Consider the following 12,074-nt stretch of genomic DNA (forward strand, 5'->3'; position numbering starts at 1 on the left):
ACGACGGTCATGATGACCGGTGACGAGAGACATACTGATCGCGACCGGACCGCGCGGACGCGGACCGGCCGGACTGTGCGAACGTAGAGAACGAATGGAACGCGTGGACCCGATGCCCTCCAGCGACGCCGTCGGCGAGCGTGCCGACGCGTACGCTGCCGTGCCCCTGCTCAACTGCCTGCTGCGGGAGGTGGCCCAGCCGCTCCCGGGCGCCGGGGAAGGGCCGTCACGGGTCTACCGGCTGCCCGGCGGCGGACGGCTGCTGCGGGTGCGCGGCGAACGCCGGCCGACCGCTCCCGAGGTGTACGCGGACGGCGCCTGGCACCGCGTCGGCCATCCCGAACTGGTGAAACTCGTCACCGAGGAACTGCGCAGACACACCGGGCTGTCCAACGGTGACCTGCCGACCGAGATGATCGACAGCAGGGACGCGGTCGCCGCGCTGCTCACGGCACGCGCCCGGGCGACGGCGCCCGACGACCCGTACCTGCGTTCGGAGCAGTCCCTCATCACCGGCCATCCCTACCACCCCGCCCCCAAGGCACGTGGCGGCGGCCCGGTCACCGCCTGGCTGCCGTACGCCCCCGAGGCGCACGCCCGGTTCCCGCTGGTGCTGCTCGCGGTCCGCGCGGACGAGGTGGTGGAGGAGGGCGACACGGCCGCGCTGGACGCCCTGGCCGCGCCGGGGGCCGTGCCGCAGGGCTACCGGCTGCTGCCCGCCCACCCCTGGCAGCTCGACCTGGTCGCCCGCGACCTCGCCCCCGCCTTCGCGGACGGGCGGCTGCTGCGCCTCGGCGAGAGCGGCTTCACGGCCTGGCCGACCGCGGCGATCCGCACGGTGTACGAGCCGGAGCGGGACCTCTTCCTGAAGTTCAGCCTCGATGTCCGGATCACCAACGACATCCGCCGCCTCTGGGCACACGACCTGCGCAGACTGCGCCGTACGGACGCGGCCGCCACCGCCGCGTTCGCGGCCATGGGCGGGCCCGCCGGCTGGCTCGGCGACCGCGGCTACCGCACCGCCCGCTTCGCCTTCGAGGAGCTGGCCGTTCTCGTCCGGGACGGGCTGCGCGGGCCGCTGCTGCCCGGGGCCACCCCGCTGCTCGCCGCCGGCCTGGTGGAGGGCTTCGACGGCGACCCGCTGGCCGCGGCGGCGGACCCCGGTGCCTGGTGGGCGGCGTATCTGCGGGCGGTCGTACCCCCTGCCCTGACCGCCTTCGCCGAGCACGGCGTCGTCCTCGAAGCGCATCTGCAGAACACCCTGGTCGCCGTCGACGCCGACGGCATGCCGGTGCAGGCGCTGTACCGGGACGCCGAAGGGATCAAGCTGCTGGCCGACGTGGACCGGGCCGCCGGCTGGGAGCGGCTCGTGTACTGCCTCGTGGTCAACCACCTGACCGAGGTCGCCGCCGCGCTCGCCGAACGCCACCCCGGGTTCGACCCGTGGCCGGCGGCACGGCGGGAGCTGGCCCGGCATCCGCTCCCGGAGGTGAGCGGCCTGCTGGCCTCCCCGACGCTGCCCGGCAAGACCAACCTTCTGCTGCGCTGGACCGGCGCGGACGGGGCCGACGCGCGCTATCTGCCGTTGCCGAATCCCCTGGCGTGAAGGCCTCTGTATCCTCTGCCGGGGATGCGTGACGCGATCATGGCATGGGGGCCCGATGGGGACGCTGGACGGCAGAACGGCTCTGGTCACCGGCGCCGGGCGGGGGATCGGCCGGGCCATCGCCCGCCGTCTCGCGGTGGACAGCGCGCTCGTCGCCGTCCACTACGGAAGTGACGAGTCCTCGGCGCGTGAGACCGTCGCGCTGATCACCGAGGCCGGCGGGCGCGCTTTTCCCGTGCGTGGTCCGCTCGACGCGCCCGACGGCATCCGAACGGTGTACGAGCGACTCGATGCCGGTCTGCGCGCACTGGATGAGCCGACCGCGCTGGACGTCCTGGTCAACAACGCCGGCTTCAACATCGGGGGCGGCATCCGCGAGGTGACCCCGCAGGACTTCGACCGGCTCATGGCCGTCCATGCCAGGGCACCGCTGTTTCTCGTGCAGGAAGGGCTTCCGCTCCTGCGCGAGGGCGGCCGCATCGTCAACATCAGTTCGGCGGCGACCCGCGTGGCCCTCCCCTCCGCCCTCGCCTACACCATGGCCAAGGCGGCCCTGGAAGCCCTCACCCACACGCTCGCCAAGGAACTGGGGGACAGGCAGATCACGGTGAACTGCGTGGCCCCGGGGTTCGTCAGGACGGACATGAACCGGAAGCGCTGGGCAACGCCCGAGGCGGAGGCCCGGCACGCCGCGCTCTCCGCGTTCGGCAGGATGGGGGAGCCGGCCGACGTCGCGGACGTCGTGGCCTTCCTCGCCTCCCCGGACTCCCGCTGGGTGACGGGTCAGTGCATCGACGCGTCCGGCGGATCGGCCCTGTGACCACTCCTGTGTGGTGTCACGCTTGGTTACTATGCTCACCTCAAGGACCCCGTTCCGGGTCGCAGCGCCTGGGAGCCGAGCGTGGAATGTAAGGTAAGCGAATCGTTGGGCCTTGGAAGATGTTGAGAGAGGTAGTAGCAACCCGCTATATCGAACCTCTTCGGACCGGCGGTTCCGTGCCCGGGATCGTCGAGGCCGACGACCTCGGCACCTACGTCGTCAAGTTCACCGGCTCCGCGCAGGGGCACAAGGCGCTGATCGCCGAGGTGATCGTGGGAGAGCTGGCGCGGGCGCTCGGGCTGCGGTTCCCCGAGCTCGTGCTGGTGCACTTCGACCCGGCGATCGCCGGCGACGAGCCGCACCAGGAGGTCCGGGACCTGCACGCGGCCAGCGGCGGGGTGAACCTCGGGATGGACTTCCTGCCCGGTGCGCAGGACTTCACCCCGCAGATCGCCGAGGTCTTCCCGGTGGACCCGCTGGAGGCGGGCCGGATCGTCTGGCTGGACGCGCTCACCGTCAACGTCGACCGTACGGTGCACAGCTCCAACCTCATGGTCTGGCCGACCTTGGGCATCGCACCCCCGCGCCTGTGGCTCATCGACCACGGCGCCGCGCTCGTCTTCCACCACCGCTGGGACACCTCGGCCCCCGGGAAGGCGTACGACTTCCGTCATCACGCCCTCGGCCGGTACGGCCCCGACACCCGGTCCGCCGACGCCGAACTCGCGCCCGCGGTGACCGAGAAGCTGCTCCGGGACGTCCTCGCCGAGGTCCCGGACGCCTGGCTCACCGACTTCGGTACGCCCGAGGAGATGCGCGATGCCTACGTCGGCTACCTGCTGGCCCGGGTACGGGCCTCCGCCGAGTGGCTCCCCACCGACTTCCCGGGCCGCGACCAGCTCGCGGCCGAGGAGGCCGCCCGCGCGGCCAGGAACCAGCAGGGACGCCCGGACTGGCTGAAGCGGGTCCCGGACCTGCACGGCAAGCCCGCGGCCCAACAGGATTGGTCGGTGCACCTCGGATGAGCGACAGCGCGCGTGTGGAGATCGAGTACTGCACCCAGTGCCGCTGGCTGCCGCGGGCGGCCTGGCTGGCGCAGGAGCTGCTGACCACCTTCGAGACCGAGCTGACGGAGCTGGCGCTGAAGCCGGGCAAGGGCGGCGTCTTCGTCGTACGGGTCGGTGACGAGGTGGTCTGGGACCGGCGCGAGCAGGGCTTCCCCGAGCCCACGGCCGTGAAGCAGGCCGTACGCGACCGAGTGGCCCCGGGAAAGCCCCTGGGCCACTCGGACAGGACCGCGCAGGACTAGGTCAGCCGCGCAGCTGCTGGTACGCGGGCAGCGTCAGGAAGTCCGCGTAGTCCTCGTCGAGGGCGACGGTGAGCAGCAGGTCGTGGGCCTGCTGCCAGTGGCCGGCCGCGAAGGCCTGGTCGCCGGTCTCCGCGCGGATGGCGTCGAGTTCCTCGGCGGCGATCTTGCGTGCCAGTTCCGGCGTGGCCTTCTCGCCGTTCTCGAACTCGACGCCCGCGTTGATCCACTGCCAGATCTGCGACCGCGAGATCTCCGCGGTGGCCGCGTCCTCCATGAGGTTGAAGATGGCCACCGCGCCGAGCCCGCGCAGCCACGCCTCGATGTAACGGATGCCCACCTGCACGGCGTTGACCAGACCGGCGTAGGTCGGCTTCGCCTCCAGCGAGTCGACCGCGATCAGGTCGGCGGCCTCGACGTGGACGTCCTCGCGCAGCCGGTCCTTCTGGTTCGGCCGGTCGCCGAGGACCCGGTCGAAGGACTCCATGGCGATCGGGACCAGGTCGGGGTGGGCGACCCAGGAGCCGTCGAAGCCGTCGTTCGCCTCGCGGTCCTTGTCTGCGCGGACCTTCTCGAAGGCGACCTTGTTGACCTCGGGGTCGCGGCGGGACGGGATGAAGGCCGCCATGCCGCCGATCGCGTGGGCGCCGCGCTTGTGGCAGGTGCGGACGAGGAGTTCGGTGTACGCCCGCATGAACGGGGCCGTCATGGTGACCGCGTTGCGGTCCGGGAGGACGAACCGGGGCCCGCCGTCACGGAAGTTCTTGACGATGGAGAAGAGGTAGTCCCAGCGGCCGGCGTTCAGCCCCGAGGCGTGGTCGCGCAGTTCGTAGAGGATCTCCTCCATCTCGTACGCGGCCGTGATCGTCTCGATCAGCACGGTGGCGCGGACGCTGCCCTGCGGGATGCCGACGTGGTCCTGCGCGAAGACGAACACGTCGTTCCAGAGCCGGGCCTCGAGGTGCGACTCGGTCTTCGGAAGGTAGAAGTACGGTCCCTTGCCGAGGTCCAGCAGCCGCTGGGCGTTGTGGAAGAAGTAGAGCCCGAAGTCGACGAAGGCGCCGGGCACCTGCTCGCCGTCCACCTCGACGTGCCGCTCGTTCAGGTGCCAGCCGCGCGGCCGCATGACGACCGTCGCGAGCTCCTCGTCCGGGCGCAGGGCGTACGACTTGCCGCTCGCCGGGTCCGTGAAGTCGATGTTCCGGGTGTAGGCGTCGATCAGGTTCAGCTGCCCCAGGACGACGTTCTCCCAGGTCGGTGCGGAGGCGTCCTCGAAGTCCGCGAGCCAGATCCGGGCGCCCGAGTTGAGGGCGTTGACGGTCATCTTGCGGTCGGTCGGACCGGTGATCTCGACCCGCCTGTCGTTCAGGGCCGCGGGGGAGGGGGCCACCCGCCAGGAGTCGTCCGCGCGGACTGCGGCGGTCTCCGGGAGGAAGTCCAGGGTCGAGGTGCGGGCGATCTCGGCGCGGCGCTCGGCGCGGCGGGCGAGGAGTTCGGCCCGGCGCGGCGAGAACCGCCGGTGCAGCTCGGCCACGAAGGCGAGCGCCGCTTCGGTGAGGACCTCCTCCTGTCGGGGCAGGGGCTCGGCGTCGACGATGGCCGGCGGAGACGGCGCTGGTGCGGACATGAGCTGTCACTTCCTTCAGCGGTGGCACCGGGTGCCAGTCGTTCCGGGTGGAGCGAAGCACACCCGGTCGGGGGTCGGGCGCTTCTGAACAGTGGATACTAGTTTCCTCATTGTGGAAGTTCAATGGTTTGTTGACGTCGAGATTCTCCGGGTCGAGGCAAGGTGGCGCTCGGTGCCACCCCGCTCACTCAAGGTGGCCCAGGTCCTCCTCCGTGTCGATGTCGTACGGCTCGGCCACGTCCCCGCACTCGACGAGCGTGATCGCCTCCTCGTGCGCCTTGAGATAGGCGCGGGCGCCCCGGTCTCCGGTCGCGCTCGCGGCGATCCCCGCCCAGTGGGCCGAGCCGAACAGGACGGGATGGCCGCGCACCCCGTCGTAGGCGGCCGAGACCAGCGAGTCCGCGTCCCGGTACCCACCGAGCACCCGTGCCACGGCCGTGCTTATGATCCCGGGCTGGTCCACCAGGGACACCAGGGCGGCCCGTACCCCCGCCCCCGCGAGCGACTCCAGCCCCACCCGCAGCGAGGACCCCATCCCCTCGGCCCAGTCCGGGTTCTCCACGACCACGCAGCCCTCCAGCCCGGCCCGCTCCCGCACGTCGTCCGCCAGGGCCCCGAGAACCACGTGCACCGGCCCGCAGCCGCCCGCCCGCAGCACCTCGACCGCGTACTCCACCAGGGGCCGCCCTCGGTGCGTCAGCAGGGCCTTGGGACGGCCGCCGAGCCGCCTGCCACCGCCTGCGGCGAGCAGCAGCCCGGCGATCCGGTCATGCGTCTCCGTCATGCGTCCTGCATACCCGACGCCGGGGCGGGCGGCCGGTTCCGAAGGGCTGAAATTCGGTCCGCGCTGTAGCGCTTTCCGCATGGGAGGGCGTTTACTGACCCGCGTCCGCGGGCGCCCGATCACCGTTCGGGGGCGCCCGGAGAGGGGGGAGAGCTGTGTTGCGGAGCTTGGGACAGAGGCCAGTGACCGGCAGCGACGAGGATCCGAGAGTGACGGAACTGCGCACGGCGGTCTCCCGGCTGCGCCGCGAACTGGCCGCGCACCCGGCCGAGTTCCCGGACCGTGCGATAGCGGAGGACGAGCTGGCGGCCCTGGCGGCGATGGCCGTGGGCGGCATCCCGGAGATCCCGCGCCTGCGCCGGTCCCTGTTACTGATCGCGGGCGCGATCGGTTCGATGAGCGCCCTGTCGCGGGGCCTGTCGGACGTACGGCAGGCGGTGGACCTGTTCGGAGAGCCGAGACGTTGAAACGCCTAGAAGGTCACCCACCCGGGGGCGCCGGGGGCACCCCCGGCCGAAGGCTGGGGAGGAACTGCGCGGGCAACCACACGTCACCCGCACTCGCCGATGCTCCTGTCGGCCCCACCCGTTAGGCTCCTGAACTGGCCAGCGCCCGGGACAACTCGACAGCCACCTGCTGCAGCACCGGCACGATCTTCTCGACGGCCGCCTCGGTCACCCGCCCCGCGGGCCCGGAGATCGAGATGGCCGCCGCGGTGGGCGAATCCGGCACCGACACCGCAAGGCACCGCACCCCCACCTCCTGCTCGTTGTCGTCCACGGCGTACCCGAGCTCCCGCACCTGTGCGAGGGCGGCCAGGAACCCCTCCGGCGTCGTGATGGTCCTCTCCGTCGCCGCCGGCATCCCGGTCCGCCCCAGCAGCGCCCGCACCTCGGCGTCCGGCACGTTCGCCAGCAGCGCCTTGCCCACGCCCGTGGAATGCGGCAGCACCCGCCGCCCCACCTCGGTGAACATCCTCATCGAATGCTTCGACGGGACCTGCGCCACGTACACGATCTCGTCCCCGTCGAGCAGTGCCATGTTCGCCGTCTCTCCGGTCTCCTCGACCAGCCGCGCGAGGTACGGCCGCGCCCAGGTGCCGAGCAGCCGGGACGCCGACTCACCGAGCCGGATCAGCCGGGGGCCGAGCGCGTACCGCCGGTTCGGCTGCTGCCGTACGTAGCCACAGGCGACCAGCGTGCGCATCAGCCGATGGATCGTCGGCAACGGCAGCCCGCTGCTCGCGGACAGCTCGCTGAGGCCCACCTCGCCGCCCGCGTCCGCCATTCGCTCCAGCAGATCGAAGGCGCGCTCCAGGGACTGGACTCCGCCGGACCTGGCGGAGTCGTGGGTGCTGGCGCTGGACGTCGGCACGGCGCGTTCCTTTCGGACTGACGGGAAGGGCAGAAGCCTACCCGGCAGACGGTTGACTCCCCGGTCGTACGTAGCTACGTTCTGCTTTCTGGAAGTATAATTCCGCTTCGTGGAAACGTCCAGACTGTGCGGGCTGTCGGACCCTGGAATGAAGTGTGCCCTTGACGGCGCGGGGGCGGGAGTGAAGACTCCTTCAACAGAACGTTGAATTCCGTTGCGTGGATGTAAATCCCGTTTCGCGGAAGTAAAACGGCGGCAGAGAGAGGGGTCCGGGTGTCCGACGCTGAACTGGTGCTGCGCTCGACGCGCGTCATCACTCCGGAGGGGACGCGGGCCGCCTCGGTCGCCGTGTCCTCCGGGACGATCACGGCCGTACTGCCGTACGACGCCCCCGTCCCGGAGGGCGCCCGCCTGGCGGACTTCGGCGACGACGTCCTGCTGCCCGGCCTGGTCGACACCCATGTTCACGTGAACGACCCGGGCCGCACCGAGTGGGAGGGCTTCTGGACCGCCACGCGCGCGGCGGCGGCCGGCGGCATCACCACCCTGGTCGACATGCCGCTCAACTCCCTCCCGCCGACCACGACCGTCGAGAACCTCCGCGTCAAGCAGCGGGTCGCGGCCGACAAGGCGCACGTCGACGTCGGCTTCTGGGGCGGCGCGCTGCCCGGCAACGTCGAGGACCTGCGCCCGCTGCACGAGGCCGGGGTCTTCGGCTTCAAGGCGTTCCTGTCGCCGTCCGGCGTGGACGAGTTCCCGCACCTCGACCAGGAGCAGCTGGCCCGGTCGCTGGCGGAGACCGCCTCCTTCGACGGCCTGCTGATCGTGCATGCCGAGGACCCGCACCACCTGGCGGCCGCCCCGCAGCAGGGCGGCCCGAAGTACGCCGACTTCCTCGCCTCCCGTCCGCGCGACGCGGAGGACACGGCGATCGCCCAGCTGATCGCCCAGGCGAAACGCCTGCACGCGCGCGTGCACGTCCTGCACCTGTCGTCGTCCGACGCGCTGCCGCTGATCGCGGCGGCCAGGGCGGACGGCGTCCGCCTCACCGTCGAGACCTGCCCGCACTACCTCACCCTCACCGCAGAGGAGGTCCCGGACGGCGCCAGCGAGTTCAAGTGCTGCCCGCCCATCCGGGAGGCGGCCAACCAGGACCTGCTCTGGCAGGCGCTGGCCGACGGCACCGTCGACTGTGTGGTCACCGACCACTCGCCGGCCACGGCCGACCTCAAGACGAGCGACTTCGCGACCGCCTGGGGCGGCATCTCCGGACTCCAGCTCAGCCTCGCCGCCGTGTGGACGGAGGCCCGCAGGCGCGGCCACGGTCTCGAGGACGTGGCCCGCTGGATGTCGGCCCGCACGGCCGCGCTGGTCGGCCTCGACGGCCGCAAGGGCGCCATCGCGGCGGGCCGGGACGCCGACTTCGCCGTCCTCGCGCCCGACGAGACCTTCACCGTGGACCCGGCGGGCCTGCAACACCGCAACCGGGTCACCGCGTACGCGGGCCGGACCCTGTACGGCGTCGTGCGCTCCACCTGGCTGCGCGGCGAACGCATCTTCGCGAACGGCGAGTTCACGCCCCCGCGGGGCCACCTCCTCACCCGCACCCCCTGACCTCTTCTCCCCCCCCGCACCCGCAGCGGCCGACACCGAAAGGAACACCTTTGACGGCGATCCCGACCTTCACCGGCGACGCGCACCCCTACTCCGGCGGCGACCCGTACGCGGACTACCGCACCGGCGACCTCCCCTTCACGCAGTACGTCAACCTCGCCGACCGGCAGCTCGGTGCCGGGGTCATCGCCGCCAACGACGAGTTCTTCGCCCAGCGGGAGAACCTGCTGGTGCCGGGGCGGGCCGAGTTCGACCCCGAGCACTTCGGGCACAAGGGCAAGATCATGGACGGCTGGGAGACGCGCCGGCGCCGCGGGGTCTCGGCCGACCACCCCTGGCCCGCCGCCGAGGACCACGACTGGGCGCTGGTCCGGCTCGGCGCCGCCGGCGTCGTCCGCGGCATCGTCGTCGACACGGCCCACTTCCGCGGCAACTACCCGCAGGCGGTGTCCGTCGAGGGCACGTCGGTCGCGGGCGCGCCGTCCCCGGCGGAGCTGCTCGGCGACGACGTGAAGTGGACGACCCTCGTCCCGCGTACGCCGGTCGGCGGCCACGCGGCGAACGGCTTCGCGGTCTCCCTGGAGCAGCGCTTCACCCACCTCCGCGTCAACCAGCATCCCGACGGCGGCATCGCGCGCCTGCGCGTGTACGGCGAGGTCGTGCCCGACCCCGGGTGGCTCGCCGTGCTCGGCACCTTCGACGTGGCCGCCCTGGAGAACGGCGGCCGGGTCGAGGACGCGTCCGACCTCTTCTACTCGCCGGCCACCAACACCGTCCAGCCGGGCCGCTCCCGCAAGATGGACGACGGCTGGGAGACGCGCCGCCGCCGCGACCAGGGCAACGACTGGATCCGGTACCGGCTCGCCGCCCAGTCCCGGATCCGGGCGATCGAGATCGACACGGCGTACCTGAAGGGCAACAGCGCGGGCTGGGCGTCGGTGTCCGTACGGGACGGCGAGGACGGCGACTGGCGCGAGGCCCTGCCGCGCACCCGCCTCCAGCCCGACACGAACCACCGCTTCGTCCTGGCCGCCCCGGCCGTGGGCACGCACGCGCGCGTGGACATCTTCCCGGACGGCGGGATCTCCCGCCTGCGGTTGTTCGGCACGCCGACGGAAGCGGGGACAGCGGCCCTGACCACGAGGTACCGCGAACTGTCCTGACACCATGCCGCCCACGTACGTGTGGTGGGCGGGCGGAGGGAACCGCCGAGCCGTCGGCTACGTTCTTGTGCCGTGACCCTTCAGCAAGAAATCGTCGGCAACGCCATGCAGATGGCGGTCGTCAACCTGCACCCCGGCCAGACCGTCTACTGCGAGGCCGGCAAGTTCCTGTTCAAGACGACGAACGTGACCATGGAGACCCGGCTCAGCGGCCCGAACGGCGGCGGCCAGCAGCAGGGCGGCAGCGGTGGCGGCATGGGCGGCATGCTCCGCCAGGCCATGGGCACCGCCATGCAGGTCGGCCAGCGCATGCTCGCGGGCGAGTCGCTGGCGTTCCAGTACTTCACCTCCCAGGGCGGCGAGGGCACCGTCGGCTTCGCGGGCGTGCTCCCCGGCGAGATGCGCGCGCTGGAGCTGGACGGCACGCGCGCGTGGTTCGCCGAGAAGGACGCCTTCGTCGCGGCCGAGTCCACCGTCGAGTTCGGCATCGCCTTCTCCGGCGGCCGCACCGGCATGAGCGGCGGCGAGGGCTTCATCCTGGAGAAGTTCACCGGCCACGGCACGGTGATCATCGCCGGCGCGGGGAACTTCATCGACCTGAACCCCGCCGACTTCGGCGGCCGTATCGAGGTCGACACGGGCTGCGTCGTCGCCTTCGAGGAAGGCATCCAGTACGGCGTCCAGCGCTTCGGCGGCCTCAACCGCCAGGGCCTCATGAACGCCGTCTTCGGCGGCGAGGGCCTCTCCCTGGCCACCCTGGAGGGCAACGGCCGCGTGATCCTGCAGTCCCTCACCATCGAGAGCCTCGCCAACGCCCTGAAGAAGGCCCAGGGCGGCGACAAGCAGGGCCCGACCGGCGGACTGTTCTCGACGCACGCGGGGTGAGGGCGCGCCGGCGACCGGCCGGCCGATGAGTTACGGGCGCCACGGGGGTCTGTACCCGCGACAACGGACCCCGCCCCAGGAAGCAGGCACCGCCATGGGCAAGCTCGTCTCCACCATGTTCGTCACCCTCGACGGCGTCTACCAGGCGCCCGGCGGCCCCGAGGAGGACCCCAGCGGGGGCTTCACCCACGGCGGCTGGAGCTTCACGTACGGCGACGAGGACTTCGGCCGGTTCGTCGCCGAGGTCTTCGAGCGGGCCGGCGCCTTCCTGCTCGGCCGCCGTACGTACGACATCTTCGCGTCCTACTGGCCGAAGATCACCGACCCCGCCAACCCCATCGCGGCCAGGCTCAACGCACTCCCGAAGTACGTCCCGTCCGCGACCCTGACCGACCCCGCCTGGTCGGGCACCACGGTCCTCGCCGGCGACCTCGCGAAGGAGGCCGCCGCCCTCAGGGAGCGCACCGACGGCGAGCTCCAGGTGCACGGCAGCGGCGCGCTGGTCCGCTCCCTGCTGGACCTCGGCCTCGTCGACACCCTCCACCTCGTGACCTTCCCGGTCGTGCTCGGATCCGGCCGCCGGTTCTTCCAGGAAGGCGCGCTGCCGACGAAGTTCCGGCACACCGGAGGGCGGATCACCAGGGCGGGCGTCTCGATCCAGTCGTACGACCTCGCGGGCCGCCCCGACTACGGCTCGTACATCGCCCAGCAGCACGCCTGACCGTCTCGCCGGCCAGACGGCGGATGCCGAGCCGTCCGGTCATGCCGGAGATGTTTCAGTTCGCCGAGTTGTTGTGCCGATGCCCGGTTCCGGGTCCCGGGTGACGTCTGGCTGCGGCGGCCGGGGTGTGTCTGGCTGACCGGCATGAACGGACACTGAGCGGGGTCCGCCCGT

Annotated in this window: 12 protein-coding genes; 9 read left to right on the forward strand and 3 right to left on the reverse strand. The window is 71.8% G+C overall.

The features are described from left to right. The first annotated feature begins 94 nt into the window (after positions 1 to 94). The 4 genes from JF597_RS12365 to JF597_RS12380 all read left to right on the forward strand — a co-directional run bounded on the left by JF597_RS12365 (position 95) and on the right by JF597_RS12380 (position 3,735). Complete coding sequence (locus JF597_RS12365; RefSeq protein ID WP_293993070.1) at positions 95 to 1,606, forward strand: IucA/IucC family protein; 1,512 nt, start codon at positions 95 to 97, stop codon at positions 1,604 to 1,606. Between the two features lie 55 nt (positions 1,607 to 1,661). Next, complete coding sequence (locus tag JF597_RS12370) at positions 1,662 to 2,426, forward strand: SDR family oxidoreductase (protein ID WP_293993072.1); 765 nt, start codon at positions 1,662 to 1,664, stop codon at positions 2,424 to 2,426. A gap of 119 nt (positions 2,427 to 2,545) precedes the next feature. After that, complete coding sequence (locus JF597_RS12375) at positions 2,546 to 3,451, forward strand: HipA family kinase (RefSeq protein WP_293993074.1); 906 nt, start codon at positions 2,546 to 2,548, stop codon at positions 3,449 to 3,451. Beyond that, positions 3,448 to 3,735, forward strand: a complete 288-nt coding sequence (locus tag JF597_RS12380) for a SelT/SelW/SelH family protein (RefSeq protein ID WP_293993076.1) — start codon at positions 3,448 to 3,450, stop codon at positions 3,733 to 3,735. Before JF597_RS12375 ends, JF597_RS12380 begins: the two co-directional genes overlap by 4 nt. Before the next feature lies 1 nt (position 3,736). Here JF597_RS12380 and aceB read toward each other — a convergent pair whose 3' ends face one another. Then, a complete protein-coding gene (gene aceB, locus JF597_RS12385; RefSeq protein ID WP_293993078.1) occupies positions 3,737 to 5,359 on the reverse strand; it encodes a malate synthase A in 1,623 nt (540 codons plus the stop codon). A gap of 184 nt (positions 5,360 to 5,543) precedes the next feature. Beyond that, on the reverse strand, positions 5,544 to 6,143 hold the full coding sequence (locus JF597_RS12390; RefSeq protein ID WP_293993080.1) for a nucleotidyltransferase family protein: 600 nt from the start codon (positions 6,141 to 6,143) through the stop codon (positions 5,544 to 5,546). Between the two features lie 155 nt (positions 6,144 to 6,298). Here JF597_RS12390 and JF597_RS12395 point away from each other — a divergent pair, with 155 nt between their 5' ends. Then, positions 6,299 to 6,610, forward strand: a complete 312-nt coding sequence (locus JF597_RS12395) for a DUF5955 family protein (RefSeq protein ID WP_293993082.1) — start codon at positions 6,299 to 6,301, stop codon at positions 6,608 to 6,610. A 121-nt stretch (positions 6,611 to 6,731) separates the two neighbouring features. Here the strand turns inward: JF597_RS12395 and JF597_RS12400 are convergent, their stop codons facing one another. Further along, entirely contained in the window at positions 6,732 to 7,517 is a 786-nt protein-coding gene (locus JF597_RS12400; protein ID WP_293993084.1) for an IclR family transcriptional regulator, read from the reverse strand. 273 nt (positions 7,518 to 7,790) lie between these two features. On the opposite strand from JF597_RS12400, the gene allB reads away from it, so the two are divergent. From allB to JF597_RS12420, 4 genes are all read left to right on the forward strand, one after another. Next, positions 7,791 to 9,131, forward strand: coding sequence for an allantoinase AllB (gene allB, locus JF597_RS12405; RefSeq protein WP_293993086.1), 1,341 nt, complete (start codon positions 7,791 to 7,793; stop codon positions 9,129 to 9,131). A 50-nt stretch (positions 9,132 to 9,181) separates the two neighbouring features. After that, positions 9,182 to 10,294, forward strand: coding sequence for an allantoicase (gene alc / locus JF597_RS12410; protein ID WP_293993089.1), 1,113 nt, complete (start codon positions 9,182 to 9,184; stop codon positions 10,292 to 10,294). 72 nt (positions 10,295 to 10,366) lie between these two features. Continuing rightward, on the forward strand, positions 10,367 to 11,179 hold the full coding sequence (locus tag JF597_RS12415; protein WP_293993091.1) for an AIM24 family protein: 813 nt from the start codon (positions 10,367 to 10,369) through the stop codon (positions 11,177 to 11,179). Between the two features lie 94 nt (positions 11,180 to 11,273). Beyond that, complete coding sequence (locus JF597_RS12420; protein ID WP_293993094.1) at positions 11,274 to 11,900, forward strand: dihydrofolate reductase family protein; 627 nt, start codon at positions 11,274 to 11,276, stop codon at positions 11,898 to 11,900. Positions 11,901 to 12,074: the final 174 nt, after the last annotated feature.

This window comes from Streptomyces sp., from assembly GCF_019510245.1.
Classification (GTDB): Bacteria; Actinomycetota; Actinomycetes; order Streptomycetales; family Streptomycetaceae; genus Streptomyces.

Coding starts and splice junctions, on each gene's coding strand:
- JF597_RS12365 (WP_293993070.1), top strand. CDS start 95: ATGGAACGCGTGGACCCGATGCCCTCCAGCGACGCCGTCGGCGAGCGT.
- JF597_RS12370 (WP_293993072.1), top strand. CDS start 1,662: ATGGGGACGCTGGACGGCAGAACGGCTCTGGTCACCGGCGCCGGGCGG.
- JF597_RS12375 (WP_293993074.1), top strand. CDS start 2,546: ATGTTGAGAGAGGTAGTAGCAACCCGCTATATCGAACCTCTTCGGACC.
- JF597_RS12380 (WP_293993076.1), top strand. CDS start 3,448: ATGAGCGACAGCGCGCGTGTGGAGATCGAGTACTGCACCCAGTGCCGC.
- aceB (WP_293993078.1), bottom strand. CDS start 5,359: ATGTCCGCACCAGCGCCGTCTCCGCCGGCCATCGTCGACGCCGAGCCC.
- JF597_RS12390 (WP_293993080.1), bottom strand. CDS start 6,143: ATGACGGAGACGCATGACCGGATCGCCGGGCTGCTGCTCGCCGCAGGC.
- JF597_RS12420 (WP_293993094.1), top strand. CDS start 11,274: ATGGGCAAGCTCGTCTCCACCATGTTCGTCACCCTCGACGGCGTCTAC.